Annotated in this window: 27 protein-coding genes; 6 read left to right on the forward strand and 21 right to left on the reverse strand. The window is 71.6% G+C overall.

All coding sequences use genetic code 11. The features are described 5' to 3' along the window. Positions 1-31 precede the first annotated feature (31 nt). On the forward strand, positions 32-769 hold the full coding sequence (locus GQF42_RS10730) for a FadR/GntR family transcriptional regulator (RefSeq protein WP_158919400.1): 738 nt from the start codon (positions 32-34) through the stop codon (positions 767-769). A gap of 52 nt (positions 770-821) precedes the next feature. Continuing rightward, positions 822-1,520, forward strand: coding sequence for a gamma-glutamyl-gamma-aminobutyrate hydrolase family protein (locus GQF42_RS10735; RefSeq protein WP_158919401.1), 699 nt, complete (start codon positions 822-824; stop codon positions 1,518-1,520). A gap of 131 nt (positions 1,521-1,651) precedes the next feature. Here the strand turns inward: GQF42_RS10735 and GQF42_RS10740 are convergent, their stop codons facing one another. Then, entirely contained in the window at positions 1,652-2,575 is a 924-nt protein-coding gene (locus GQF42_RS10740; protein WP_158919402.1) for a LysR family transcriptional regulator, read from the reverse strand. Between the two features lie 70 nt (positions 2,576-2,645). Here GQF42_RS10740 and GQF42_RS10745 point away from each other — a divergent pair, with 70 nt between their 5' ends. Continuing rightward, complete coding sequence (locus tag GQF42_RS10745) at positions 2,646-3,812, forward strand: TDT family transporter (RefSeq protein WP_158919403.1); 1,167 nt, start codon at positions 2,646-2,648, stop codon at positions 3,810-3,812. On the opposite strand, the gene GQF42_RS10750 is transcribed toward GQF42_RS10745, so the two are convergent. The 4 genes from GQF42_RS10750 to GQF42_RS10765 all read right to left on the reverse strand — a co-directional run bounded on the left by GQF42_RS10750 (position 3,724) and on the right by GQF42_RS10765 (position 8,311). Further along, positions 3,724-4,443, reverse strand: coding sequence for a helical backbone metal receptor (locus tag GQF42_RS10750; protein WP_158919404.1), 720 nt, complete (start codon positions 4,441-4,443; stop codon positions 3,724-3,726). The two genes, GQF42_RS10745 and GQF42_RS10750, sit on opposite strands and share 89 nt — an antisense overlap. Beyond that, entirely contained in the window at positions 4,440-5,015 is a 576-nt protein-coding gene (locus GQF42_RS10755) for a helix-turn-helix domain-containing protein (protein WP_158919405.1), read from the reverse strand. Before GQF42_RS10755 ends, GQF42_RS10750 begins: the two co-directional genes overlap by 4 nt. 394 nt (positions 5,016-5,409) lie before the next feature. Further along, positions 5,410-7,227: an ABC transporter permease/substrate binding protein gene (locus tag GQF42_RS10760; protein WP_158919406.1), complete on the reverse strand. Its 1,818-nt coding sequence runs from the start codon at positions 7,225-7,227 to the stop codon at positions 5,410-5,412. Then, positions 7,220-8,311, reverse strand: coding sequence for a quaternary amine ABC transporter ATP-binding protein (locus GQF42_RS10765; protein ID WP_158919407.1), 1,092 nt, complete (start codon positions 8,309-8,311; stop codon positions 7,220-7,222). The genes GQF42_RS10760 and GQF42_RS10765 overlap by 8 nt, the downstream gene beginning before the upstream one ends. Positions 8,312-8,460: 149 nt before the next feature. On the opposite strand from GQF42_RS10765, the gene GQF42_RS10770 reads away from it, so the two are divergent. Together GQF42_RS10770 and GQF42_RS10775 are read left to right on the forward strand one after the other, a co-directional pair. Next, a complete protein-coding gene (locus GQF42_RS10770; protein WP_158919408.1) occupies positions 8,461-9,381 on the forward strand; it encodes a 5'-3' exonuclease in 921 nt (306 codons plus the stop codon). Positions 9,382-9,494: 113 nt separating this feature from the next. After that, positions 9,495-10,340: a siderophore-interacting protein gene (locus GQF42_RS10775; protein WP_158919409.1), complete on the forward strand. Its 846-nt coding sequence runs from the start codon at positions 9,495-9,497 to the stop codon at positions 10,338-10,340. 62 nt (positions 10,341-10,402) lie between these two features. On the opposite strand, the gene GQF42_RS10780 is transcribed toward GQF42_RS10775, so the two are convergent. After that, positions 10,403-11,341 carry a 5'-nucleotidase gene (locus tag GQF42_RS10780; RefSeq protein ID WP_158919410.1) on the reverse strand — a complete coding sequence of 313 codons (939 nt, stop codon included), beginning with the start codon at positions 11,339-11,341 and terminating at the stop codon, positions 10,403-10,405. 65 nt (positions 11,342-11,406) lie between these two features. Then, a complete protein-coding gene (locus GQF42_RS10785; protein ID WP_158919411.1) occupies positions 11,407-11,988 on the reverse strand; it encodes a GNAT family N-acetyltransferase in 582 nt (193 codons plus the stop codon). A gap of 127 nt (positions 11,989-12,115) precedes the next feature. On the opposite strand from GQF42_RS10785, the gene GQF42_RS10790 reads away from it, so the two are divergent. Next, positions 12,116-13,042 (forward strand): RluA family pseudouridine synthase, encoded by a 927-nt coding sequence (locus GQF42_RS10790; RefSeq protein ID WP_158919412.1) that lies wholly within the window; start codon positions 12,116-12,118, stop codon positions 13,040-13,042. 5 nt (positions 13,043-13,047) lie between these two features. Here the strand turns inward: GQF42_RS10790 and GQF42_RS10795 are convergent, their stop codons facing one another. The 14 genes from GQF42_RS10795 to GQF42_RS10860 form a co-directional block, all read right to left on the reverse strand. Continuing rightward, entirely contained in the window at positions 13,048-14,535 is a 1,488-nt protein-coding gene (locus GQF42_RS10795; protein ID WP_158919413.1) for a cytochrome P450, read from the reverse strand. 48 nt (positions 14,536-14,583) lie between these two features. Then, the gene (locus tag GQF42_RS10800; protein ID WP_158919414.1) at positions 14,584-15,207 is read right to left on the reverse strand and encodes a GTP-binding protein; all 624 of its coding nucleotides are present in this window, start codon (positions 15,205-15,207) and stop codon (positions 14,584-14,586) included. Beyond that, positions 15,188-15,613, reverse strand: coding sequence for a DUF742 domain-containing protein (locus GQF42_RS10805; RefSeq protein WP_158919415.1), 426 nt, complete (start codon positions 15,611-15,613; stop codon positions 15,188-15,190). Before GQF42_RS10805 ends, GQF42_RS10800 begins: the two co-directional genes overlap by 20 nt. Further along, the gene (locus GQF42_RS10810) at positions 15,610-16,014 is read right to left on the reverse strand and encodes a roadblock/LC7 domain-containing protein (protein ID WP_067134384.1); all 405 of its coding nucleotides are present in this window, start codon (positions 16,012-16,014) and stop codon (positions 15,610-15,612) included. The genes GQF42_RS10805 and GQF42_RS10810 overlap by 4 nt, the downstream gene beginning before the upstream one ends. Then, positions 16,011-17,684 (reverse strand): ATP-binding protein, encoded by a 1,674-nt coding sequence (locus tag GQF42_RS10815; RefSeq protein ID WP_199272639.1) that lies wholly within the window; start codon positions 17,682-17,684, stop codon positions 16,011-16,013. The genes GQF42_RS10810 and GQF42_RS10815 overlap by 4 nt, the downstream gene beginning before the upstream one ends. A gap of 367 nt (positions 17,685-18,051) precedes the next feature. Then, positions 18,052-20,904, reverse strand: coding sequence for a DEAD/DEAH box helicase (locus tag GQF42_RS10820; protein WP_158919416.1), 2,853 nt, complete (start codon positions 20,902-20,904; stop codon positions 18,052-18,054). 86 nt (positions 20,905-20,990) lie between these two features. Further along, the gene (gene tatC, locus GQF42_RS10825) at positions 20,991-21,932 is read right to left on the reverse strand and encodes a twin-arginine translocase subunit TatC (protein ID WP_199272640.1); all 942 of its coding nucleotides are present in this window, start codon (positions 21,930-21,932) and stop codon (positions 20,991-20,993) included. A gap of 47 nt (positions 21,933-21,979) precedes the next feature. Continuing rightward, positions 21,980-22,270, reverse strand: coding sequence for a Sec-independent protein translocase subunit TatA (gene tatA / locus GQF42_RS10830; RefSeq protein WP_158919417.1), 291 nt, complete (start codon positions 22,268-22,270; stop codon positions 21,980-21,982). 264 nt (positions 22,271-22,534) lie between these two features. Beyond that, the gene (locus GQF42_RS10835) at positions 22,535-22,729 is read right to left on the reverse strand and encodes a hypothetical protein (RefSeq protein WP_158919418.1); all 195 of its coding nucleotides are present in this window, start codon (positions 22,727-22,729) and stop codon (positions 22,535-22,537) included. Between the two features lie 42 nt (positions 22,730-22,771). After that, entirely contained in the window at positions 22,772-23,032 is a 261-nt protein-coding gene (locus GQF42_RS10840; protein ID WP_158930014.1) for a hypothetical protein, read from the reverse strand. 245 nt (positions 23,033-23,277) lie between these two features. Beyond that, the gene (locus GQF42_RS10845) at positions 23,278-24,261 is read right to left on the reverse strand and encodes a helix-turn-helix transcriptional regulator (RefSeq protein WP_158919419.1); all 984 of its coding nucleotides are present in this window, start codon (positions 24,259-24,261) and stop codon (positions 23,278-23,280) included. 14 nt (positions 24,262-24,275) lie between these two features. Beyond that, a complete protein-coding gene (locus tag GQF42_RS10850) occupies positions 24,276-25,253 on the reverse strand; it encodes a helix-turn-helix transcriptional regulator (RefSeq protein ID WP_158919420.1) in 978 nt (325 codons plus the stop codon). 119 nt (positions 25,254-25,372) lie between these two features. Then, positions 25,373-25,744, reverse strand: a complete 372-nt coding sequence (locus GQF42_RS10855; protein WP_158919421.1) for an FKBP-type peptidyl-prolyl cis-trans isomerase — start codon at positions 25,742-25,744, stop codon at positions 25,373-25,375. Positions 25,745-25,829: 85 nt separating this feature from the next. After that, a complete protein-coding gene (locus GQF42_RS10860; RefSeq protein ID WP_158919422.1) occupies positions 25,830-26,840 on the reverse strand; it encodes an FKBP-type peptidyl-prolyl cis-trans isomerase in 1,011 nt (336 codons plus the stop codon). Positions 26,841-26,926 lie beyond the last annotated feature (86 nt).

The following is a 26,926-nucleotide window of genomic DNA, read 5'->3' on the forward strand; positions in this document are numbered from 1 at the left end:
GAACCATTGCTTGGGAAGGGGGTACGACCGGATGTCCTGGGAGAGTGGCACCCGGGGGGTGGGCGACCGGCTCACTCCGGTGTTGCGGCCGGTGCGGGCCGGCAACGGCTTCGAGGAGGCGCTGGAGCAGATCCTCCAGGTCGTACGGCTGGGCCTGGTACCGGGCGGCGAGCGGCTGCCGGCCGAGCGGGAGCTGGCGGAGCGGCTCGGGATCAGCCGGGTGACGCTGCGCGAGGTCCTGAAGGTGCTCCAGGACCAGGGGCTGGTGGAGGCGCGGCGCGGGCGGTACGGCGGAACGTTCGTCCTGCCGCGCACGGACGCCGGCGGCGAGGACGAGCTGCGACGGCGGATCGCCGAGGTCGACGTCGAGGACGTGCTGCGCTTCCGCGAGGTCCTGGAGGTGGGCGCGGCCGGGCTGTGCGCGGCACACGGCCTCGACGAGGAGCAGGCGGACCGGCTGTGCGAGGCGCTGGCCCGTACGCACGACGCCCCGCTCGCCGACTACCGGCGCCTGGACACCCTGCTGCATCTGACGCTGGCCGAGTTGTGCGGCTCCCCGTCCCTGACCGCGCAGTACGCGGCGGTCCGGGCGACCGTCAACGACCTGCTGGACTGCATCCCGCTGCTGGTGCGCAACCTGGAGCACTCGCAGCGCCAGCACACCGCGCTGGTGGAGGCGGTCCTGGACGGGGACGCCGACGGGGCGCGGGAGATGATGCGCGAGCACTGCGCGGGCACGGCGGCCCTGCTGCGGGGCTTCCTGACGTAGAGCAGCTCTGCAAAGGTATGGGATTGAACCTTTGATTTCCGGGGAGGGTGCAATGACCGTGCGACCGCTGATCGGCATCAGCACGTATCTGGAGTCCGGTGCGCGCTGGGGCGTGTGGGAGCTGGAGGCGGCGCTGCTGCCGGCCGGCTATCCACGGCTGGTGCAGCGGGCAGGCGGGCTGGCGGCGATGCTGCCGCCGGACGCCCCCGGGCGCGCGGCCGAGACGGTGGCCCGGCTGGACGGGCTGGTCGTCGCGGGCGGCCCGGACGTGGAACCGGCCCGGTACGGCGCCGAACGCTCGCCGCGCACAGGGCCGCCGGCCCGGGAGCGGGACGCGTGGGAGCTGGCGCTGATCGACGCGGCGCTGGCGGCGGGGGTGCCGCTGCTCGGGATCTGCCGGGGCATGCAGCTGCTGAACGTGGCGCTCGGCGGCACGCTCGTCCAGCATCTCGACGGGCACGCGGAGGTGGTCGGGGTGTTCGGTGACCATCCGGTCGAGCCGGTGGCAGGGACCCTGTACGCCGGGCTCGTACCGGAGCGGACCGCCGTGCCGACCTACCACCACCAGGCCGTCGACCGCCTCGGCCGGGGCCTCGTCGCCTCCGCGTACGCGACGGACGGCACGGTGGAGGCGGTGGAACTGCCGACGGCCCAAGGCTGGGTGCTCGGAGTCCAGTGGCATCCGGAGATGGGCGAGGACCTGCGGGTGGTACGGGGGTTGATCGCCGCGGCGGGCGGGGTCGCGCCGTAGCAGACGCGGCCGTCTGCCGGGTGCGGGTCCGCCGTGGTGTGCCGCGCAGCCGCCCGCACCACCGCGAAGTCGCGGTCCCCACCAGGCCGTGCAGCCGCCGTAGCCCCTGCGCACCCCCAAGTGCCGCTCCGTCACCCCCGCGTCAGCGACAGCAGCTCCCGGGCCGGCCCCGTCGGGCGGTGTCCCGTCGGCCAGACCGCGCGCAGATCGCGGCGCAGCGAGACGCCCTCCACCGGGATGCTGACCAGCCGTCGCAGCGACAGTTCCTCGCCCACGACCAATTCGCTCAGGACCGAGGGACCCGCGCCGCTGACCGCCGAGGCCTTGACCGCGGTGGTCGAGGACAGCTCGATCAGGGGCCGGGCCGGGCCGCCGAGGGCCGCGTCCAGGACCTGGCGGGTGCCGGAGCCGCGCTCGCGCAGGATCAGGGGGGTCTCGGCGAGTTCCTGCGCCGTGACGGGTCGTCGGCGGCGGGCCCAGGGGTGGCCGGGGGCGGTGACGACGATCAGGCGGTCGTGGGCGATGACCGTGGAGTCCAGGCCGGTCGGGACCGTCAGCCCCTCCACGAAGCCGAGGTCCGCCTCGCCGGACAGCAGCAGTTCCGCAACCTTCGTCGAATTGCCGGCGAGCAGCGAGACCGCCGTGTCGGGGCGCCCGGCGTGCAGCGCGAGGAGCCAGCCGGGCAGCAGGTACTCGGCGATCGTCATGCTCGCCGCGACCCTCAGGCGTGAGTCCCGTCGGTCCCGCAGCGCTCGCGCGCCCGCGTCGAAGGCCGCCGCCGCCTCCACCACCCGGCGGGCCCAGTCCGTCACCAGGGCACCGGCCTCCGTGAGCCGGGAGCCGCGCGGCGAGCGGTCGACCAGGGCCACGCCCAGCTGCCGTTCCATGGAGCGGATCCGGCTGCTGGCCGCGGGCTGGGTGATGCCGACCTCGCGCGCCGCCGCGCCGAGACTGCCCAGCCGTGCCACCGCCAGCAGCAGCTCCAGTGCGGCCAGGTCCGGCACCCGGTGCGCCAGCGATTCCCTGCGCTCGTACTGCCCCTCCGCCTCGCTCATAAGACCAGCTTATGCCCTCATACACAGGAACTCCCTGGTCAGGGGCGGATCCCGGCGCGACCGTGGAGTCATGGTCATCGCAGCGCAGCCCCCGCCCGCCTCCTCCGTCCTGTATGCCGCCCGGGTCCGGTACCTCGGCCCGAACTGGTACGCCGCGGTCATGGGCACCGCCATCGTCGGCTCGGCCGGTGCCGCGCTGCCCGGCCACGGGTCGGTGAGGAGCGGTGTGCTCGCGGGGGTCTGGGCCCTGTCCCTGCTCGCGCTGACGGCCCTGCTGGCGGCCCGCGCCCTGCACTGGGCCCGCCACCGCGACCAGGCCCGGGCCCACCTCCTGGACCCGGCCGTGGCGCCCTTCTACGGCTGCCTGTCCATGGCCCTGCTGGCGGTGGGCGGCGGCGCGCTGATCGCCGGGCGTCCGCTGATCGGCACGGACGCGGCCGTCGCGCTGGACGCCGTGCTGTTCGCCACCGGTACGGCAGTCGGGCTCACGGCCGCGGTGGCCGTGCCGTACCTGATGGCCGTACGGCACCGCGTCGAGCCCTCACAGGCGACCCCGGTGTGGCTGCTGCCCCTGGTCGCGCCGATGGTGTCGGCGGCGCTCGGTCCGCTGCTCGTGCCGCATCTGCCGCCTGGCCAGCCCCGCGAGACCCTGCTGCTGGCCTGCTTCGCGATGTTCGGGCTGAGCCTGTTCGCGACGCTGCTGATGCTGCCGCTGGTCTTCGCCCGGCTGATCAGCCGCGGCCCGCTGCCGCTCGCGCTCACCCCGACCCTGTTCCTGGTCCTTGGCCCGCTCGGGCAGTCCACCACCGCCGTCGGCAAGATCGCGGACACGGCACCGGGTGTCGTACCGGCTCCGTACGACCGCGGTCTCGCCGTCTTCGCCGTGCTGTACGGAGTGCCGGTGATGGGGTTCGCCCTGCTGTGGCTTGCGTTCTCGGTCGCGCACGTGGTGCGGGCCCGGCGCCAGGGCATGGGGTTCGCGATGACCTGGTGGGCCTTCACCTTCCCGGTGGGCACCTGTGTCACCGGCGCCGCGGGCCTGGCCCGGCACACCGGCCTCGCCTGCTACGACGGGCTGGCACTCGGGCTGTACGCCGTCCTGGTCGCCGCATGGCTGGCCGCCGCCACCGGGACCGTGCGCGGGCTGGTCAGCGGCGAGCTGCTCGCAGCGCCGCGCCCAGCACCCGCGGCGCTTCGGCCAGCGACGGGCCGTACCACGTCAGGTGCCGTCCGCTGACCAGGGCACAGGGCAGGCCGCCGAAGGCCTCCGGGCCGTCCTCGGCGGTGAAGCGGTAGGGCTCGTCGGGCAGGACCACCAAGTCCGGGGCCGCCGCACGCAGTTCGTCCAACGGGATGCGGGGATAGCGCTCGGGGTGGCCCGCGTGGAGGTGGTCGACGCCGAGCCGCGCCAGGACGTCGCCCGCGAAGGTGTCCCGGCCCAGGACCATCCAGGGCCTGCGCCAGACGGGCACCACGGCGGTCCTGCGTGCCGCCGGCTCCGGCAGCGCGTCCCAGGCCGCCTCGGCCTCCTGCAGCCAGCGCGGTCGCTCCGGCGCACCGCACGCGGCCAGCACCCGGGCCAGCTCGCCGATGGCCTGCGGCACGCTGCGCACCTCCGTGACCAGCACCTCGAGCCCCGCCTCGCGCAGCGCGTCGAGGTCGGGGGCGCGGTTCTCCTCCTCGTTGGCGATCACCAGGTCGGGGGCGAGCGCGAGGATGCGGTCCAGCCGGGGATTCTTGGTACCGCCGGTCCGGGTGACGTCCAGGTGCGCCGGACGGCTGCACCAGTCGGTGGCGCCGACGAGGACGCCGGGGAGGGTCACGGCGACCGCCTCGGTGAGGGACGGGACGAGGGAGACGACCCTCACCGACGGGGCCGGTCCTGCACGGCCTCGATGTGTTCCGCCACCGCCACCACGACGATCCGCGTATCCGGAACCGTCGCCCGCCAGCGGTGCCGTACCCCACCGGTCAGGTACAGGGTGTCGCCTCGGCCGAGGCGGTACGCGCGGCCCTCGGCCTCGATCTCCACCGCGCCGTCGGCGACGTACATCAGCTGGTCGTTGCGGTACTGGAACTCACGGCCGGCCTCGTGGTCGCCGGTGAACTCGGAGGCGTGCAGCTGGTGGTGACCGCGGACCAGGGAACGCGTGCGCGGCTCGAAGTCGGACTCGGCCACGGGCTCGGCGCGGACGACGTCCACGCTGGCGGCCGGATCGGCGGCGGCGAGGAGTTCGACGGCCGTGGTGCGCAGGGCGTCGGCGAGCTTCTCCAGGGAGGTGCGGCTGGGGCGGGCCCGGTCGTTCTCGACCTGGCTGAGGAAGGGCACGGACAGACCGCTGCGCTCGGCCACGGCGGCAAGGGTCAGTTCCAGCGCGCGGCGGCGGCGCCGGACGGCCGCGCCCACCCGCACGGACTGTTGCTCTTTGTGGTCGCCCATCGCTCCGGCTCCCTCCCTCGCTCGTCGTGCCGCGGTCGCTCATGATGACTTCTCTGCACCCTACGCATGTTCGGCAAACCGTTTCACGCGGCTGCCACATCCCTGTCATGTCCGCGCGTCCCCACCCTTATGGTTCGCGCCACTATGTCGCGGTCGTGCACCCGCCGTCGGCGGCCTCCCGCCCGTGAGGAAGACGCCGACGAGCTGGGCCGGGAGCCCGAGCCCGGGCCAAGGGAGGTCACGTTCCGTGGTTGGCCGGATCCTTTTCGTACGCGGATGCGCGTGAGACGGACGGGTCTCAGGACGCCGAACGCCCGCGAGGGACGGGCCCCGGCGGACGCCCTGTGGCGTACGGCGGGGCCCGCCCCTCGGGCGGCGGTCCGGACCGGTCAGGTCACCCGGCCGCCTGGCTCTTGCCGGCCTGCTTGGCGACCGGGGCCCACTTGTCGACCAGGCCCGGACGGGCCCGCAGCCAGGCGCGCACGGCGTCCTGCTCCTTGCCCTTGCCGGCCTGCTGGATCTGCGACTCCAGGCCCGTGAGCTGCTTCTCGGTCATCGAGAAGTTCTTCAGCCAGGCGCCGACCTGCGGGTTGTCGGCGGCGAAGCCCTTGCGGGCCAGGGTGTGCACGCCGTCGCCCTTGCCCCAGGCGCCCTGGGGGTCCTTCAGCTTCTTCAGGTCGTAGTCGCTGTAGGCCCAGTGCGGGGACCACAGGGTGACGACGACCGGCTGCTTCCTGGCGTAGGCCCGCTTGAGCTCGGCGAGCATGGCCGGAGTGGATCCGTCGATCACGTCGTACGTGCCGTCGAGGCCGTACGCCTTGAGGACCTTGTTCTTGAGCAGGCTCATCTCGCCCGCGCTGGGCTCGATGCCGACGATCTTCCCGCCGAACTCGGAGGCGTGGTCCTTCAGGTCCGCGAGCGAATTCACATCCTTCACGTACGAGGGCACGGTCAGCTCCAGGGAGGTGGGGCCGAACCAGGAGCCGAGGTCGTCGAGCTGCTTGCCGTACTTCTTCCAGTACTCGGCGTGCGTGGTGGGCAGCCAGGAGTCGGTCTCGAAGTCGAGCTGGCCGGTGGCGAGGCCGGTGTAGAGCGGGCCGGCCGCGTACTGGGTGGTGCTGACCTTGAAGCCGCGCTCCTCCAGGATCTCCTTCCAGAGGAAGGTCGAGGCGACACCCTCGTCCCAGGGGATGTAGCCGATCTTGATCTGCTTGCCCTTGCCGACGTTCGTGCCGGAGGCCTCGGAGGAGGCGCCGGAGCCGGAGCCGAAGATGCCGAGGCCGCCCGCGACGAGCGCGAGCACGACCACACCGGCGACGGCGACGGCCGGGCGCGGGCGGTACGACCACGCGCGCGTGCGCGCCTTGGCGGCGGCCCTGCGGCCCAGCGGGGAGAGCTGGGTGCCAAGGGCGCCGGTCATCCGGTCGAGGTAGATGGCGAGGACGACGATGCCGACGCCCGCCTCGAAGCCGTAGCCGATGTCGAGCTGGCCGATGGCCTCGTTCACGGCGCCGCCGAGGCCGCCGGTGCCGACCATGCCGGCGATGACGACCATGGACAGGCCCAGCATGATCACCTGGTTGACGCCGGCCATGATGGTCGGCAGGGCGAGCGGCATCTGGACGCGCCACAGGATGTCGCGCGGGGAGGTGCCGAACGCCTCGGCGGCCTCGACCAGATCGGCGTCGACCTGACGGATGCCCAGCTCGGTCATGCGGACGCCGGGCGCGAGCGCGAAGATCAGGGTGGCCACGACACCGGCGGCGGTGCCGAGGCCGAAGAAGAGCATGGCCGGGATCAGCAGGACCATCGACGGCATCGTCTGGAGCAGGTCCAGGACGGGCCGGACGACCGCGCTGACCGTCCTGGAACGGGCGGCCCAGATGCCCAGCGGGACGGAGATCACCAGCGCGATCACGGTCGCCACGAGGACCAGGGCGAGCGTGGACATGGCCTGGTCCCACAGCTGGAGCGAGTCGACCAGCGCGAATCCGGCGAAGGCGAGGACACCGGCGAGGAGGCCGCGCAGCCACCAGGCGATGACGGCGAGGATGCCCGCCATCAGCAGCGGCTGGGGCGCGCCCAGGACGGTGTCGATGCCGTTGTACATACCCTCCATGACGGCCTTGATGGCGTCGAAGAGCCAGGAGAGGTGGTCGACCAGCCAGTTGACGCCGGAGTCGACCCAGTCGCCGAGGTGGATCCTAGGCACGCGTGATCACCTTCTTGCCACCCTTGTCGTCGCCCTCGCCGTCGCACGGCGTCGGCTCCGCGTCCTCGTCCCCCAGGAAGGCGACCAGACGCTGCCGGGGGACGACGCCCAGGAGGGTGCGGCCCTTGCCGAGGACGGCGACGGCGTGGGGCACGCGCGCGCTGATGGCGCACAGCTCGGTGAACGGCGTGTCCGCAGCGGCGGTCTCGCAGCCGCAGTCCGCCTCGTTGCCCCGCAGGTCGGTGTCCATGACGGCGGCTGCGGTCAGCACGCGGGAGCGGTCGACGTCCTGGATGAAGGAGGCGACGTAGTCGCCCCCGGGACGCAGCAGGATGTCCTCGGCGGTGCCGGTCTGCACGATCCGGCCGTCGCGCATCACGGCGATGCGGTCGCCGAGCCGCATGGCCTCGTTGAGGTCGTGGGTGATGAAGACGATGGTCTTCTTCAGGGTCTTCTGCAGTTCGAGGAGCTGGTCCTGCATGTCGCGGCGGATCAGCGGGTCCAGTGCGCTGAAGGACTCGTCCATGAGCAGCAGGTCGGCGTCGGTGGCGAGGGCGCGGGCCAGGCCGACGCGCTGCTGCATGCCGCCGGACAGCTCGTCGGGCCAGGACTTCTCCCAGCCGGCCAGGCCGCACAGGGCGAGCGCCTCGTCGGCGCGGCGTTCGCGCTCGGCGCGGGGCACGCCCTGCACTTCCAGGCCGTAGGCGGCGTTGTCGCGGACACTGCGGTGCGGGAAGAGCGCGAAGTGCTGGAAGACCATGCTGATCTTCCGGGAGCGGACCTCGCGCAGTGCGCGGTCGGTGAGCGTGGTCAGGTCCTCGCCATCGAAGCGCACGCTGCCCGCCGTCGGCTCGAGCAGCCCGTTGAGCATGCGCAGCAGGGTGGACTTGCCGGAGCCCGACAGGCCCATGACGACGAAGATCTCCCCCTCTCCGACGCTGAAGGAGGCGTCGATCACGGCGGCGGTGGTGCCGTCGGCGCGCAGTTCCTCCCGGTCAACGCCCTGCCTCAAGCGCTCCACTGCCTCGTCCGGTCGTCTTCCGAACACCTTGAACAGGTGCTCCGCCTCAAGCCTGGCTGACACGCGTACCTCTCGGATTGTGGACAGAACAGAAGCCGCGCCTCCCCGGTATGGAGATGGTCAAACTTTTAAGTGATCCACCTCATATCGCGCGGCTCCGCACCGACGTGCGGCTCACCGGGACTGTCAGTGCCGTGCGGCATGATGCGAACGTGACCGGACGACTCATGCTCCTCGACACCGCATCGCTGTACTTCCGCGCCTACTTCGGCGTCCCGGACTCCGTGAGGGCCCCCGACGGCACGCCGGTGAACGCCGTGCGCGGGCTGCTGGACTTCATCGACCGCCTGGTCAGGGACCACCGGCCGGAGCGGCTCGTGGCCTGCATGGACGCCGACTGGCGCCCGCAGTGGCGGGTGGACCTCATCCCCACGTACAAGGCGCACCGGGTCGCCGAGGAGCACGAGGCGGGCCCGGACGAGGAGGAGGTGCCGGACACCCTGGCCCCACAGGTGCCGGTCATCGAGGACGTGCTGGACGCGATCGGCATCGCGCGGGTCGGCGTCGCCGGGTACGAGGCGGACGACGTGATCGGCACGTTCACCGCGCACGCGAAGGGCCCGGTGGACATCGTCACCGGCGACCGCGACCTGTACCAGCTGGTGGACGACGCGCGCGGGATCCGGGTGCTGTACCCGCTCAAGGGCGTCGGCACGCTCCAGCTGACCGACGAGGCGGTGCTGCGCGAGAAGTACGGCGTGGACGGGCGGGGGTACGCGGATCTGGCGCTGCTGCGCGGCGACCCGAGCGACGGCCTGCCGGGTGTGGCCGGAATCGGCGAGAAGACGGCCGCCAAGCTGCTGGCCGAGTTCGGCGACCTGGACGGGATCATGTCGGCGCTGGACGACCCGAAGGCGAGACTCACGCCGTCGCAGCGCAAGCGGCTCGACGAGGCCCGGCCGTACGTGGCCGTCGCACCCGAGGTGGTCCGGGTGGCCGCCGACGTCCCGGTGCCGGACGTCGACACGGCCCTGCCGCACGCCCCGCGCGACCCGGCAGAGCTGGAGCGGCTGGCCGAGCGGTGGGGGCTCGGCGGCTCCCTGCAGCGGCTGCTGGCCACGCTGGCCGGGTGACCTTGACCGAAAAGTTCCGGCAAAGGGCGCTCGCTGGGCCCGCAGAGAAGAGGTGGGGAAGGAGAACGAGATGCTAACTTAGGTAAACCTAACCAATTTCACAGGAGGCCGTGATGGCAGAGCGCCCGGGACGTAAGCCTCGCAAGCCCCGTACCGCCCAGGTTGTTCGCACCGAGCGGCTGACCCCGCACATGCAGCGCGTGGTGCTCGGCGGGGAGGGCCTCGCCGACTTCGCGGCGGACACCTGCACCGACCACTACGTGAAACTGCTGTTCGGCCCCGAGGGTGTGCGGTATCCGGAGCCCTTCGACCTGGAGCGGATCCGCGAGGAGTTCCCCCGGGAGCAGTGGCCGGTCACCCGGACCTACACCGTGCGCGCCTGGGATCCCGGACCGCGGGAGCTGACGCTGGACTTCGTCGTCCACGGCGACGAGGGCCTGGCCGGCCCGTGGGCCACCCGTGTCCGGCCCGGCGAGACGGTGCGCTTCATGGGACCCGGCGGCGCCTACGCCCCCGACCCGGAGGCCGACTGGCATCTGCTCGCCGGTGACGAGAGCGCGCTGCCCGCGATCGCCCGGGCCCTGGAGGCGCTGCCCGCCGGCTCCCGTGCGAACGTCTTCGTGGAGGTGTCCGGGGCCGAGGAGGAGCAGAAGATCGACTCCGACGTGGAGGTCGTCTGGCTGCACCGCGGGGACCGGCCGGTGGGCGAGGCACTGGTCGCGGCCGTCCGCGCACTGGACTTCCCCGAGGGCCGGCCGCAGGCGTTCGTGCACGGTGAGGCGGGCTTTGTGAAGGAGCTGCGGCGGCTGCTGCGGGTCGAGAAGCAGATCCCGCGCGAGGACCTGTCGATCTCCGGCTACTGGCGCATGGGCCACGACGAGGACGGCTGGCAGGCCTCCAAGCGGGAGTGGAACGCCCGCATCGAGGCCGAGCAGGAGAGCGGCGCGGCGGCCGCGTAGGCGCGGGCGACCTGCGCGGCGGCACCCGGCAGGGGTGCCGCCGCTCCTCATGTCGGCCCCTGTCAGCCCCCCGCCTCGTTGATCCTGCCGAACGGGACGTGCACGCTGGGCGTGGTCCGCGAGGTGCTCTCCAGGTGGCTGACCTGGTCGTCGAAGAAGATGTGCGGTCTGAGCACCTTCATCACCGCGCCCTTCTCGATCCCGCCGAGGAAGAACGCGCCGTTGACCCGCACGCCCCACTGCTTGAGGCTGCGCACCGCCCGCTCGTGCGCCGGCGCGTTGCGCGCGGTCACGATCGAGACGTGCACCCGGCTCGGGTAGTCCGGGTCGGCCTTGCTCCGTTCCTCCTCGCGGCGCTGTATCCGGTTCACCCCGGCGAGGAAGTCCCGCAGCGGCCCGGGATCGTGCGGGGTCGCCGCGTTACGGGCCTCGTGCGCACGGAACTCCTCCAGACCGCCCGACTGGTACACCTGCTCGGCGGCGTCACTGGCGAGCACCCCGTCGAAGTCGAACGCGATGCGCAGTTCCCGGTCGGCGGGGTCGTCCGCGTACGACGATCCGAGCACATGGCCGGCCGGCAGGCCCGCGGCGACGGCCTCGCGCACGTCGTCGCCGTTGGCGGACAGGAACAGGGACATGTTCAGCGCGGTCATGAACGCGTACGGCGACCTGCCCTGCATGAACACGGCCCGGCTGATGGGCAGTTCATGGGCCTGGATCGACCGCATGACCCGCAGCCCGGTGTCGGGGTCGTTGTGGGAGAGGATGATGACCTCGACGAGCGGGTCTCCCGGCTCGCCGAGGTCGTTCAGCGACAGCAGTCTGCGCAGGAAGGCGAACGCGACCCCGGGCCGGAGCGTGTCGTCCAGGTGCGTCTCCTGGTAGGCCCGGTACGCCTCCTCGCCCTGCTCGCGGAAGACCGCGTCCGACTCGCGCAGATCGAACAGGGCACTGGAGGCGACGCCGACGACGAGTCGGCCCGCGAGGTCGTAGGACGGCATGCCCTACATCTTCACACCGGTGGCCTTCCCGCCGGCCGCCGGCAGCGACGCAGGACGGCCGCGGCTCAGTCGCCGCGCACGCGCGCGTGGAGGTGCATGTCGTGCCAGCCGTCGGGGTGGAGGAGGGCGCTGCGCTTGGTGCCCTCCGGGGCGAAGCCGGCCTTCAGGGCCACACGGCAGGAAGCCTCGTTGGCAACGGCGTGCGAGAGTTCGAGGCGGTGGAGCCCGATCTCCTCGAACGCCCACCGGGACAGGGCGGTGACGGCCCGGACCGCGACACCCCGGCCCCGCGCCCGTGCCACCGTCCAGTAGGCGACCTCGGCGACGCCGTCGCCCAGCACGATCTCGCGCAGCGCGACCCGGCCCAGCAGGCCATCGCCGTCCGCGTCGACGACGGCCCACTGGGCCTTCCGCTCGTCCGTCCACTGCCTGTGCCACTCGGCGATCCACCCGGCGGCCTCCTCCTCGGAGTCACAGGCGCTGATGTGCCACTGGTGCATCAACGGGTCCTGGAAGGCGGCGTGCACGGCGGGCGCGTCCTCGGCCCGCCAGGGACGCAGCAGCAGTCCGTCACCGGCGGGAAGGGCGGGCTGTGGGACACGGGCGAGGGTTCCTGCCGGTACGACCGGGCTGTTGAGATACGGCACGATCCACATACTGCCGACCGCGTGTCCGCCGGCCCATCCCTTTTCCCTCCGGCTTCCTGCGGGCCTCCGGCGGGCATCCGCCCGGCCCGCGGGGTCCGCCGGCCCCCACCTCGTACCCTTGACCTCGATGAGACGCCGTACCCCGCCCCCGCCCGCTCCGCTCCCCCAGCGCGACGGAGTGGATCCGGTGCGGATCCGGCTGCCGTACGGCGGGGCGTGGGCCACCGTGCGGGAGTATCTGGTGCAGCGGCTCAGCGGCGCCGCGCCGGGGACGGTCGCGGGCCTGTTCGACGCGGGGCTGATCATCGGGGCCGACGGCCTCGCGGTGGCGCCGGACGCACCGTACGAGCCGGGCATGTTCGTGTGGTTCCACCGTGAGCTGCCCGCCGAGGTGACGGTGCCGTTCCCGGTCGAGGTGGTGTACCGGGACGCACACATCGTCGTGGCCGACAAGCCGCACTTCCTCGCGACGACCCCGCGCGGCACCCATGTCACCGAGACCGCGCTGGCCCGGCTGCGCCGCGAGCTGGACATCCCGACGCTGACCGCCGCGCACCGCCTGGACCGGCTGACGGCGGGGCTGGTGCTGTTCACCGTACGGCCCGAGGAGCGCGGCGCCTACCAGAATCTGTTCCGGGACCGACGGGTGCGCAAGGAGTACGAGGCCGTCGCACCGTACGACCCCGCGCTGGCACTCCCCCGGACCGTGCGCAGCCGGATCGTGAAGGAGCGCGGGGTGCCGGCCGCCCGGGAGGTCGAGGGCGAGCCGAACGCCGAGACCTATGTGGAACTGGCCGAGTGCCGCGGCGGGTTGGGCCGCTACCGGCTCCTGCCGGCGACCGGGCAGACCCATCAGCTGCGGGTACACCTCAGCGCGCTCGGCGTGCCCATCCTCGGCGATCCGCTGTACCCCGAGGTGACCGGTCCGGTACCGGCCGACGACTTCGGCCGGCCGCTGCAACTGCTCGCACGGCGGCTGGAGTTCGCCGACCCGGTCACCGGCGTGGAGCACACGTTCGCCAGCGGGCGAGTGCTCCACGCCTGGGCGTCGTAGCGTCCTTACTCGCCTCGCCACCAGTGCAGCAGCCGCCGCCAGAACCCCCGCGGCCGGACCGGTCCGGGCGCCGCGGGCAACGGCTCCGGCAGGACCGGGCGTGCGGGGGTGGGCCGGGGCTGCGGCGTCGCGGCCTGGTCCGTGCGGCGGGGGCCGGCCTGCCGGCCGGAGTGCGGTGCCGAGACCGCCATGGGCCGCGGCGGGAGGTCGACGTCCTGCTGCGGCTTGGGCTCGAATCGCACGGGCAGGGACACCAGGTGCCGGGAGGCGATCGACGACCGCCAGCGCAACTCCCCCTCGGCACAATTGAGTTGGACGTCGGGCAGCCGCATCAGCAGCGCGTCGACACCGACGTCGGCGATGGCGCGGCCGATGTCCTGACCGGGACACTCGTGCGGGCCGCCGCCGAACGCGAGGTGCGAACGGTTGCCCTGCATGCTCGCGGACAGGTCGGGGCGGATCCGCGGGTCGAGGTTGCCCGGCGCGGGCGCGAAGAGCAGCCCGTCGCCCTTGCGGATGCGCTGCCCGCCCAGCTCGGTGTCCTGCTTGGCGAAGTAGCCGAGAACGGTGCTGAACGGCGGCTCGTCCCACAGGGACTGCTCGATCGCCTCCGGCACGGTCATCTGGCCGCCGCTGAGCTGCGCCCGGAAGCCCGGCTCGGTCAGGACCATGCGCAGGGCGTTGGCGAGGAGGTTCGCGGTGGCCTCGTAGGCCGCGAAGAGGACGAGCCGCAGGTGTTCGCGGACCTCGTCGTCGGTGAGTCCGGCCGGGTGGGTGATGAGGTGGCTGGTGAAGTCGTCCTCGGGCCGGGCGCGGCGCCGGGTGGTGAGCCGGCTCAGTGCGTCCATGACGTACGCATGGCTCTGGATGGCGGTCTCAGTGCCCTTGAGGGCGTCCCGGGCGGCCTGCACCATCCGGTCGTTGTACTCCTCGGACATGCCGAGGATCTCGCACATGACGGCCATGGGCAGATGCTCGGCGAACTGGGAGACCAGGTCGGCCCGGCCCCGCTCGCAGAAGCTGTTGACCAGGCCCTGGGTGTAACGGCCGATGTGCCGGCGCATGCTGCGGTGGTCGATGGTGGCCATGGCCGCGGTGACCGCCGCGCGCAGTCGCTGGTGCTCGTCGCCCTCGGCGTGGGAGCAGATCGGCTGCCAGGCAATGTGCGGCATGAGCGGGTGGTCGGGCTTGACCATGCCCTGCGCCAGCGGGGTCCAGAGCCGGCTGTCGCGGGTGTACACGGAGGAGCTGCGGACCATGTGGAGGTTCTCGGCGTGCCCGAGGACCACCCACATCGGTACGTCCTCGTGGAGCAGCGCGGGCGCCACGGCGCCGTGCTCCTCGCGCAGGCGCTCGTAGAGGTCGCCCAGATCCGCCGCGTCGGGGCCGTAGAGCCGGTGGGGCACGCCGGGGCCGATGCCGTGCGCGGGGCAGCCGGGCGGCGGGCCGAAAGCGGGGTCGGTGTCGGACAGGGACGGGGATTCAGACGTCACGGTGTCGCTCCGGAACGGAAAAAGGTGTGAGGGTGGATCGGTGGCGGGTCAGCCGAGGGCGGCCCGGGACAGGGCGATGGCGTGCAGGAACCGCATCAGGTTCATCAGCACGTCCTTGCTGGAGGCGCGCCGGCGTACGTCGCACTCCATGATCGGGATCTCCGGGGTCAGGTCCAGCGCGGTGCGCAGTTCATCGAGCGGGTAACGGGGCGCGTCCGGGAAGGTGTTGACGGCCACGACGAAGGGCACGCCGCGCTCCTCCAGCCGGCCCATGACGTCGAAGCTGACTTCCAGGCGCCGGGTGTCGACGAGGACGACCGCGCCGAGCGCGCCCTCGAACAGGCCGTTCCACAGGAACCAGAAGCGCTCCTGGCCGGGGGTGCCGAACAGATAGAGCACCAGCTTGTCGGTGACGCTGATGCGGCCGAAGTCCATGGCCACGGTGGTGGCCGTCTTCGTCTCGGAGCCGTAGTTGTCGTCCACGCCGATACCGGCCTGCGTCATGGTCTCCTCGGTGGTCAGCGGTCTGATCTCGCTGACGGAACCGACCATGGTGGTCTTGCCGACGCCGAAGCCACCCACGATCACGACCTTCACCGCCGTCTCGGCCGTGTGCGGCAGATGATCCTCGGTGCGCGGTCCGGGGAGGGTGTCAGAGCCGTTGAAGTCCATGCATCACCGCTTCGAGGAGTGAACGGTCGGGGAGCGCCTGGCGGACGATCGGGGAGCGCGCCTGCACCAGTCCGGCCGTGATCATGTCGGTGATCAGTACGGTCATCGCGCTGAACGGCAGGCTCAGATAGGCCGACAGCTCGGCCACCGACAGGGGGGCGGCACACAGCCGCAGCACCGCCGCCTGCTCCGGCGAGCCGTCCGGCTTGGGTGCGGAGCGCGCCACGATCAGGGTCACGAGGTCGAGTTCGGCGCGCGCGCCGTCCTGGGACTCGGCGAAGGCGTAGAGCCGTTCGGGGTTCTTGGGCTCGGCCTGGCCGTCCGCCGCCCCGGGCGGGGACGGCTTCGGCTGCTCGGGAAGGGGCGGCGGTTGCGGCTGGCGCCGTTTGCGTCGTGGAGGAGTCATACGGTCTGCCCGTTCCGCCGGGGCGGACTGGTGAGATGGGCCCCGATCCGGACGACGAGGTCGCGCATCATGCCGCTCATCCGGCCGGGCTCGCAGGTCACATCGGCGAGTACGGCGAGGAAAGCGTTGTCACCGGCGTTCATGAGGTAGAAGTAGCCGCCGTCGATCTCGAAGACGACGACCTGCATGTCGCCGGCGCCCGGGAGCTCCTGGATGATGGCGCCGGCCAGGCTCTGCACGCCCGCGCAGGCGGCGGCCACCCGGTCGGCGGCGTCGGGGTCGCCGCCGTAGCGGGCGATGCGCAGTCCGTCGGCGGAGAGGACCACGATCATCTCGATACCCGGCACGCCGTCGTTGAGCTGCTTGAGCATCCAGTCGATGTTGCCTCGCTGCTGGATCACTTGAGGTCCCCCTCGTCGTCGGCCTCGGTGGTGCCCTCGACGGGCTCGTCCGCATAGTCGTTGAGCAGGTGCACGTACTTTTCCGGGTGCCTCGTGAAGTCGGTCAGCTCGGGCCCGGTGGCACCCTCGGGCATGCCCTTGCGCAGCCCGTTCCAGAAGTCCTCGATGCCCTGGCCGATCGGCCGCTGCCTGAGCTTCTTGATCTCGGGGTCCATCTCGGGCTCGGGCGCCGGTTCGGGCCTGGGCTGCGACCAGATGGTCGGCCTTCCCTCGCGCTCGGCCTGCTCGATCTCGGCCTGTTCGGCGTACCGCTGGCTGAGCGGGGTCTTCACCCGGCTGCGGCGCTGCGGCAGGCCGCCCGCCGTCCACTCGGTGACGACCGGGACGTCGTCCTCCATGGAGATGCCCGCGGGGATCTTGGGGCTGGTCGGACGCCGTTTCTTGGGCCGGCGCTTGGGGCCGTCCACGGCGCCCAGCTCCTTCATGGGGATGCCCGTGGCACCGATGCCGTGAGCGGCTCCCACACCGGGTTCGGTGGTCGTCATGACCCGCGGCACGATGAGGATCGCGCGGACGCCGCCGTAGGCCGAGGCCCGCAGCGAGACGTCCATGTCGAACATCTTGGACAGGCGGCCGACGACGGCGAGGCCGAGGCGCGGGTTCTCGCCGAGGTTGTGGGCGTCGTCACCGTTCTTGGCGTCCTCGATCATCTGCTCGATGCGGGCGCGGGACTCCTCGTTGAGACTGACGCCGGCGTCCTCGATCTCGATGACGATGCCGGTCTGCACCTCGGTGGCGGTGACGTGCACCTTGGTCGAGGGCGGCGAGTAGCGGGTGGCGTTGTCCAGGAGTTCGGCGGCGGCGTGGATGACCGGCTCGACGGCGGTGCCCTTGATGTTGATGTTGACGATGGAGTTCAGCTGGATTCGGCGGTACTCCAGGATGCGCGACATGGCGCCGCGCAGCGTGCTGTAGAGGGAGACCGGCAGGGGCCACTGGCGGCCGGGCCGGCCGCCGCCGAGGACGGAGATGGTGTCGGCGAGACGGCCGATCAGCGAGGTGCCGTGGTCGATGCGCAGCAGGTCGTCGAAGACCTCGGGGTTGCGCCCGTGGTCCTCCTCCATCTCCCGCAGTTCCTTGGCCTGTTGATGGACGATGGCCTGGACGCGGCGCGCGATGGTCACGAAGGAGCGCTCGGTGGCGTCACGCATCGAGATCTCGCGGTCGGCGCCGCGCAGCGCGACCCGGAACATCTCGCGGTACATGGGCGGCAGCGCGCGCAGCTCGGGGTCGACGTCGTAGATGTTGGCCAGGACGTCCCGGAGGTGCTCGCCGGCGCGCAGTCGCGCCAGACCGGTGGGGATGATGTCGGTGGCGAACTTGTCGATCAGCTCGTCCTGCGCGCCGATCCGGTGTTCCAGATACGCGGCGTGACGGGCGTGCTCGGCCTGTTCCTCGCGGAGTCTGCGGCCGCGGCGGGCAGCCTCCGCTCCCGTGGCGAGGACCAGGAGCAGGGCCAGGGCCCCGACCGCGCCGACGGCGATCCGGGCGGACGCCGGCGCCAGGGCGGCCGCCGCCCCGGTCGCGGCGGCCATCAGTATGGCCGGCGGCAACAGCACACGCGCGTAGGGACGTTCGCGGCGACCGGGAGGCTTCTGAACACTCACCATGGATGCCTTCTGAGACGAATCGGCTGGGTGTCGGGGGTGCTTGTGAGGGGAAGGTTCATGGAACCGTTGGGATCTATCGCAAGTTTGGGAACAGACGCACGAATTCACCTCAACTCGGTGCGCCGCGGGCGAGCTTAGTCCGACCGGATCATCGCCGTGTCATATTCAGCAAGCACCTGAAATCGCCCCCGCAACAGGAGTACGCTCTGTCTTTTTGTACGCTCAGCATTCATTCGAACACATGCAGTAACGACATATGGGCATGCGAAAGTGACTCACCGTATGGAGTGAGCAGAAGGGCAAGCCTGAAGGGGCGCGGGGAACCGCGGCATCAACCACAGTCCACCCGCACCCGCGAAAAGACAGGTCACCCCACGGACGAGTAGGCGACCACACCCCGCAGCAACTGGTCCACGGCCTTGCGCGCGGCCTTCGCCACCGTCGAGCCCTCCACAGGAGAAGCCGCGGAGATCTGGCCCAGCACGTCGATCACCTGCTTGCACCACCGCACGAAGTCGCCGGCGGGCATCTCCGCCTCGCGCAGCACCTCGTCGAGCCCCTTGCCCGAGGCCCACATGTACGCGGCCCAGGCGAAGCCGAGATCCGGCTCGCGCTGTCCGACGCCCTCGGTCTGGTTGATCCGGAACTCCTCCTCCAGGGCGTCGAGCCGGCCCCAGATCCGGACCATCTCGCCGAGCGCGGCCTTCGCCTTGCCGGAGGGCAGCTTGGGCGCCATCGCTTCGTCGCTCGCCCTGGCCTCGTAGACCAACGCCGAGACGCACGCGGCCAGTTCGGCGGGGCCGAGGCCCTCCCAGACGCCCTCACGCAGGCACTCGCTGGCCAGCAGGTCGAGTTCGCCGTACAGCCGCGCGAGGCGTTTGCCGTGCTCGGTGACCTCGTCGCCGCGCAGGTAGTCCAGCTCGGTGAGCAGGGCCACGATCCGGTCGAAGGTCCGCGCGATGGTGTTCGTACGGCCCTCGATCCGGCGCTCCAGCTGCGAGGTGTCCCGCAGCAGCCGGTGGTAGCGCTCGGCCCAACGGGCGTGGTCCTCACGGTCGTTGCAGCCGTGGCAGGGGTGGGCCCGGATCGCCGTGCGCAGCCGGGCGATCTCCCGGTCGTCGGCGGCCTGCGAACGCTTCTTGCGGGACCGCTCCGGCGGGATGTGCCCGGCCTTGGTGCGCAGCGCGGAGGCGAGGTCCCTACGGGACTGCGGCGAGCGCGGGTTGAAGCTCTTGGGGATCCGCATCCGGTCCAGCGGCTCGACGGGCACCGGGAAGTCCATCGACGCCAGCCGCTTGACCTGCCGTTCGGCGGTCAGCACCAGCGGGCGCGGGCCGTCGTGGTGGTCGAAGCCGCGGTGCCCGGTGGCCCGGCCGGCCGGCAGGCCCGGGTCCAGCACGAGCGCGAGACCGGCGTACTTGCCCGTGGGCACGTGGATGACATCGCCCGGCTTGAGCTTCTCCAGGGCGCTCGCGGCCTCGGCGCGCCTCTGGTTGACGCCCTGCCGGGCCAGTTCGGTCTCACGGTCCTTCAGCTCGCGGCGCAGTCGCGCGTACTCGTCGAAGTCGCCGAGGTGGCAGGTCATCGACTCCTTGTAGCCCTCGAGCCCCTCCTCGTTGCGCTGCACCTGGCGGGAGATCCCGACGACGGACTTGTCCGCCTGGAACTGGGCGAAGGAGGTCTCCAGCAGCTCGCGCGAGCGGTGTCGGCCGAACTGCTCGACCAGGTTGACCGCCATGTTGTACGAGGGCTTGAAGCTGGAGCGCAGCGGGTACGTACGCGTGCCCGCGAGGCCGGCCAGGTGCTCCGGGCTCATCCCGCGCTGCCACAGCACGACCGCGTGGCCCTCGATGTCGATGCCCCGGCGTCCGGCGCGGCCGGTCAGCTGGGTGTACTCGCCCGGGGTGATGTCGGCGTGCTGCTCGCCGTTCCACTTGACGAGCTTCTCCAACACCACTGAACGGGCGGGCATGTTGATGCCGAGGGCGAGGGTCTCGGTGGCGAAGACGGCCTTGACCAGGCCGCGCACGAACAGTTCCTCCACGACCTCCTTGAAGGTGGGCAGCATGCCCGCGTGGTGGGCGGCGATACCGCGCTCCAGGCCTTCCAGCCACTCGTAGTAGCCAAGGACGTGCAGGTCCTCGGAGGGAATGGCGGCGGTGCGCTCCTCGACCAGGGCACGGACCTTTTCGCGCGCCTCCTCGTCGTTGAGCCTGAGGCCCGCGTACAGGCACTGCTGGACGGCGGCCTCGCAGGCGGCCCGGCTGAAGATGAAGGTGATGGCAGGGAGCAGGCCCTCGGAGTCCAGCCGCTCGATGACCTCGGGGCGGCCCGGCGTCCACACGCGCGAGCGCTGTCTGCGCTCACGCTCCCGGTCGGCCTCGCGCATCGCCCGGCCGCGCCTGCGGTCCTGGTACGACGGCCGGGTGGCCTCCATCCGGGCCAGGCGGACCAGGTCGGGGTTGACGGCCTTCTTGTGCCCCTCGCCCTCCTCGAACAGGTCGTACATGCGGCGCCCGGCGAGCACGTGCTGGAACAGCGGCACGGGCCGGTGCTCGGAGACGATCACCTCGGTGTCCCCCCGGACGGTGTCCAGCCAGTCACCGAACTCCTCGGCGTTGGAGACGGTGGCGGAGAGCGACACCAGGGTCACCGACTCCGGCAGGTGGATGATCACCTCCTCCCAGACGGCGCCGCGGAAGCGGTCGGAGAGGTAGTGGACCTCGTCCATGACCACGTGGCCGAGGCCGAGCAGGGTCTGGGATCCCGCATACAGCATGTTCCGCAGCACCTCGGTGGTCATCACGACCACCGGGGCGTCGGAGTTCACGCTGTTGTCGCCGGTGAGGAGGCCGACCTTGTCGGTGCCGTAGCGCCGGCACAGGTCGGCGTACTTCTGGTTCGACAGCGCCTTGATCGGTGTCGTGTAGAAGCACTTCTTGCCCTGCCGCAGGGCGAGGTGGACGGCGAACTCGCCCACGATCGTCTTGCCCGAGCCGGTGGGGGCGGCCACCAGCACGCCCTTCCCCTCCTCGAGCGCCGCGCAGGCCTCGATCTGGAAGGGGTCGAGGCCGAAGTCGTACATCTCGCGGAAGGACGCGAGCGCGGTGGCCTGCTCGGCTGCCCGCGTGCGGGCTGCCGCGTACCGCTCGGCCGGTGAGAGGTCCTCTGTCATCGTGCTTTCGAGCGTACCGGGCCCCACTGACAACCGGACGATCATTATCCCGATCGTGCGCTCCCGGGACATGAGGCTGCCCCCGTCCAGCTGGGCGGGGGCAGCGTGCGCGGTGCGGTGCGGGTGCGGGATCAGGTCACGTCGTCGTAGCCGTTGACCCGGTCCGTGTCCGGCGGCTCGGGAGCGCGGCCCGCGCTCACGGCCTCGACCTCACCGATGTCCTCGGGCGTGAGGTCCAGCTCGGAGGCCTCGTCGTCGCCCGGGCCCTCCGCCGCCCGGCGGGCCCTGCGCCGGTCGTTGAACAGCGAGACGCCCACGGCGATGAAGAACAGCACCCAGATCGGCGTCGCAAGCGCCAGCATCGAGATCGGGTCGGCGCCGGGCGTGGCCACGGCCGCGAAAGCGGCGATGCCGACCACCATGCCGCGCCACCAGCCGAGCATGCGCTTGCCGGACAGGATGCCGGTGAGGTTGAGCATGACGAGCAGGAGCGGCATCTCGAAGGCGAGGCCGAACACCACCACCATGCGCGTCACCAGGTCGAGCATGTTGTCCAGCGGCAGCAGGTTCTCCGCGCCCTTGGGCGTGAGATCGATCATCACCTTCGCCGTGGTGGGCAGCACGTGGTAGGCGAGGTAGCCGCCGCCGATGAAGAGCGGGAAGCCGAAGCCCACGAACGCGTAGGCGTACCTCTTCTCGTGGCGGTGCAGGCCCGGCGCGACGAACGCCCACAGCTGGTAGAGCCAGATCGGCGACGCCACCACGACACCGGCGGTCAGCGAGGCCTTCAGCGCCAGTGTGAAGGGCGTCAGCAGGCCGCTGACCGTGAGGTGCGCACAGTGGACGTCCTTGGACTTCGCCAGCTCCCCGAAGGACTGCGTGCAGCCGACCGAGTGCAGGAGCGGCGCGGTGATGAAGTTGATGATGTCCTGGTAGAAAAAGGCGGCCACGATCGTGACGACGGCGATCGCCAGGACAGCCTTCGCGAGCCGGTTGCGCAGCTCACGCAAGTGATCCGCGAGCGGCATACGCCCCTCGGGATCCCTCTCCTGCTTGCGGGCAGACTTGAGCAACCCACATCCTCATCTCGTGCAGCGGACCGGATGCCCCGGTCCTCGCGTCAGCGCTGGGTCGTGTCGGTCGGCTCGTTGACGGGACGCGAGCTGGTCACGTCGCCGGGCGCCGCCTGGATCGTGCGCTGGGCCGGGGACGGCTCCTCGGCGGGCTTGGCCTCGGCGGAAGCGGTGGACTGCTTGCCCTCGTCCTTCATCGCCTTGGCCTCGCTCTTGAGAATGCGCGCGGACTTGCCGAGCGAGCGCGCCATGTCCGGGAGCTTCTTGGAGCCGAACACGAGGACGATCACCAGAATCAGCAGCACAATGTGCCACGGCTCAAGTGCGTTGCGGAACATAAGTCTTCACCTTCTCACTGAGGCGGGGCGGCGGGGCATGTCCGACCGGTCGGACAAATGTCTGACCATCGTGCTGGCAGCGATCGTATCGCCCGGGGGTGAACGTGGAACAATCCCCGTGCGTACTCCCGCTCCCTCTGCGGACCGCGCCTCGTACTCCGGGCCGCGACCAGCAGCGTACCTGGCCGGACGGCCAAGGTGACAGGGCGAAGTGCCGCAAAGCACGTGGATCGCCGACGCTGGCGGAAGTCCCCCCGGCGGGACTCACAAGGCGTCCACGGCACCGGCCACGCTGACTGCGGCCCGCTCCAGGTCCTCGGCCGCCCTGTTGATGCGGCGGGCGGAGTCCGCGACCTGCTCCCCGAGGCGCCGCGCCTCCAGGAAGACCCGGACGGCGAGCACCCCCAGGACAGCAAGACCCAGGAAACCCACCGCCACCGCGAACATCGGCCAGAACATGACGTCGAGACTAGTGCGTCCCCACCCGAGTGCCGCGACCGCCTACACCGTGGAGTGCAGCCGCAGGGTCCTGACCCCGCCGCCGGTGAGCAGTTCGACGATGCGTTCCCCGGCGGGCTTGCGGACGGCGGCGCCGCAGTCGGGGCAGGTGAAGGAGTAGAACGTGGTCCGGCTGGACGCGCCGATGGCGAGGCGCAGCGCGCTCGCGGCCAGCTCGAAGCGGCCCCGGCAGTCCGGGCAGCCCGCCTTGAACACCACGGGGGCCACTCTCCTCATCCCGGCGAAGGCGGCCGCCACCGTCATCTCGCCCGCACCGGACACCGGAGACTCGCTCACAGGCCTCGCTCCTTCTTCTGGTCGTTCGCCAAGCGCGCTTCCGGTCGTACACCGAGCGCGCCGCCGGAAGTGCCGCGCCATGCCGTCTCGCGTCCGCGACGCCGCCGTGGCCGGTCGCTCCCCCGCGTTCCCGGCCCCGCTCGAGCCCGGGGCCCAGCGCGGCAAAGCCGCAGGGCGCACGCGGCCCCGCACCCTTTCGGGGGCTCTGTCGGCTACCGCACGCCGTACGCCGCCAAGGCCTCCGTCGCCGCCGTGCGGGCGCTCGCGGCCAGCTCCGGCGGGGAGACGATCCGGCCGTCGGCACCGAGGCGCAGTGCCAGGCGGCGCAGCGAGGCCGGGTCGGGGGTGCGCAGAGTGATACGCAGCCCGCCGTCGGGAAGCTCATCGGCGCTGTCGTGCGGGTAGTACTCGGCGACCCAGCGGCCGCCGGGACCGACCTCGACGACGACCTCCGGGTCCTCGGCGGCCGGCTGCACCAGGGCCTCGGAGAGGTCGCGCAGCTCCATCTCGGGCGGCGCGGAGGGCTCGTCCAGGACCCGGATCTCGGCGACCCGGTCGAGCCGGAAGGTGCGCCGCGCCTCGGAGCGGCGGCACCAGGCCTCGACATAGGTGTGTCCGACGCTGACGAGGCGGATGGGGTCGATCTCGCGCTCGGTGACCTCGTCGCGGGCCGGGGAGTAGTAGCGGATCCACAGCCGGCGGCGCTCGGAGATCGCCCGGTCGACGTCGGCGAAGACACCGCCCTCGGACTCGAAGGTCACCGACAGCCGGGCGCTGGCGCCGGCGGCCTCGCCCGCCGCGGTCTCCACCTTGGCGGTGGCCCGCAGCAGCGCCTGCCGGTCGCTCTCACGCAGGCCGGGCAGGGTGGCGACCGCGCGGGCGGCGACCAGCAGGGCGGTGGCCTCGTCGGCGGCGAGCCGGAGCGGCTCGGCGGCCTCCTCACCGAGCGCGGCCGGGTTGTGCCACCAGATGCGCTCGCCGTCGGTGTCGATGTCCAGAAGGTCGCCGCCGCGGAAGCTGGTGCCGCACATGGGCAGCAGATCGAGGTCGGCGACCAGCTCGTCCTCGGTGATGCCGAAGGCCCGGGCGACGTCCGCGATCCGCGCGCCGGGGCGCTCTCTCAGGTAGGTGACGAGGGAGAGCATCCGCCGGGTCTGGTCGATGGCGTTCACGGGCCTGACCGGTTTGCCTGCCATGGTTGCGCTCCCCTTCAGCCCTTGGCCACGGCACGCAGCCGGTCCACCACGTCCGCGCGCAGCTCGGCCGGCTCCAGGACCACCACGTCCGGCCCGAACTCGACCAGCCAGGCATCCAGCCCGTGCCCGTACGGAATCTCCAACTCGTCCCAGCCGTCGCCGAGTTCCCGGACCTTGGTGGCCTTCGCCCGCAGGGGGTAACCGGAGCCGGTGCGCAGCCGGATCAGCGCCGAGCGGTCGGCGATCTCGCCCGCCCAGCTCGCCACGGTCTCGCGCACGGTGACGACGTCGGGCACAGGCGCGGTGAAGCCCGTGCCGCGCGAGCGGACCCTGCCGGTGATCCTCGAGAGCCGGAAGACGCGCTCGGCGCCCCGGTCGCGGTCGAAACCGGCCAGGTACCAGTGCCCGCGCCAGCACTCCAGCGCCCAGGGCTCCACATGCCGGGGCTCGGGGCGCGCGGCGGAGGCCTTGCGGTACTCGAAGAGCACCGGGCGGCGGTCGCGGCAGGCCAGCATCAGCGGCTCGAAGGCGGTCTCGTGCACGGGGATGCGGGGTTCGAGCGCGCCGTGTACCTCGTACGGGTCGACGTCCTCGGGCAGACCCGCGGCGCGCAGCTTCTGCAGGGCGCCGCTGGCGGCACCGGCGAGCCGGGCCTGCTGCCACACCTTGGCGGCCAGGCCGAGGGCCGCGGCCTCCTCGGCGTCCAGGGTGATCGGGGGCAGGCGGTTGCTGTCGCGGCGGGCGAGGTAGCCGACCTCGCCGTCGAGGTTCTCCACCGTGTCGATGACCAGACCCAGCTCGCGCAGGTCGTCCTTGTCCCGCTCGAACATGCGGTTGAAGGAGTCGTCCGAGCCGGCGGCGCCACTTTCCGGCCTGACGGCCTCGACGTATGCCTCGATCGAATCACGCAGCTCACGCTTGCTCAGCGGCCGCCGCGCCCCGAGCAGGCACAGCGCGAGGTTCATCAGCCGCTCGGCCTTGGCAATGGCCATCGACGCCCTTCGCCTCCCCTTTTCATGCTTCCGACCGATGACCGTACCGCTCCTCGGGGCGGTGGCAAAAGCGAGGGCCCATGCCCGGACAGGCATGGGCCCCAAGCGATCGGATCCGATCAGACGCCGAGGAGGTCGACCACGAAGATCAGGGTCGAACCCGCCGGGATGAGCGGGGTCGGGCTCTGGTCGCCGTAGGCGAGGTGGGCGGGGATGGTCAGCTGGCGGCGGCCACCGACCTTCATGCCCTGCACGCCCCGGTCCCAGCCCTGGATGACCCGGCCGGCGCCGAGCGGGAAACGGAACGGAGCGTTGCGGTTCCAGCTGGCGTCGAACTCCTCACCCGTCTCGAAGGTGACGCCCACGTAGTGCACGGTGACGGTCTGGCCGGCCTGCGCGACCTCGCCCTCGCCCTCCCAGATGTCCTTGATCTCAAGGTCCTTCGGGGGCTCGCCGCCCGGGAAGTCGATCTCGGGCTTGTCGATGCTCACGTCAAAAGCTCCTGCTTGTGTACGACACGAATCACGGACAGTCTTTCACCTCGGCACCCGGCCCGCCCGCCGCGGGCACCGGCGGCTACATCGCCGCGAGGATGTCCACCGTGAACACGAGGGTGGACCCCTTCTTGATGACACCGCCGGTCGGCGGGTTGTTGCCGTAGCCCAGCTCCGGCGGGACGACGATCAGCACCCGGCTGCCGACCTTCTTGCCGGTCAGGCCCTGGGCCAGGCCCTTGACCACCTGCTGCATCTGCTCGAGGGAGATCTGGCTGAGCCGGCCCGAGCCGTACGTCCGCTGGAAGGTCTTGCCGCCGTCCCAGACCAGGCCCTGGAACTGGCACAGGACCGTCTGGTCGGCCTTGACCTCGGCGCCGTCGCCCTCCAGGACGTAGTTCGCGACGAGCTTCTTCGGCGGGTCCGTCCTCGGCACGGTGACCTTGGGGACATCGCCGTCGGTGTTGGTGGCCACCTTCGGCAGGGCCGCGTCGGTCTGCGGGACCTGCTTGCCCTTGGCGGAACTCTTGGAGTTGAAGGAGTCGATCAGGTCGATGACGAACACCAGCGTGTCGGTGCCCTTGATGCCCGCCTGCGCATTGCCCGTCTTGCCGTAGCCCCAGGTGGGCGGCACGGCGATCTCGATACGGCTGCCGGTCTTCTTGCCTGTGAGCGCGAAGAACCAGCCGTCGATGATGCCGCCCCGGCCGAGCTGCATCACCAGCGGGCTGTGCCGGTCGTAGGAGTTGTCGAAGACCTTGCCCGTGTCCCAGATCTGGCCCAGGTAGTTCGCCTGGATGAAGTCGTTCTCGGCGACCGTGCGGCCACTGCCCGCGATCGCCGTCCTGACCGCCAGGTCCTTCGACGGCTCGCCCGTGCCCTTGGCCACGGTCGGCTTCTCGCCGAACCGCGTGCCCGCCGTGATCGCCGGCAGGGGCCCTGTCACGATCTTCGGCGGAGGAGCCATGGACACCGACGGGGACGGGGACGGCGAGGCGCCGGCCTTGCTGGAGGCGGACTTGTTGTCACCGCACGCGGAGAGGGTGACCAGTCCCGCGGGTACGGCGGCGAGGAGGAGGGAGCGTCGGCGCACGGAAGGGCCTCGTAATCGGTCGATCTTGTGGATGGCGTGCGCGCAACTCTACGACGCGAGAAGGGCGCCGTACGGGAAACGTACGA

The sequence above is a fragment of the Streptomyces broussonetiae genome (assembly GCF_009796285.1).
Lineage (GTDB): Bacteria > Actinomycetota > Actinomycetes > Streptomycetales > Streptomycetaceae > Streptomyces > Streptomyces broussonetiae.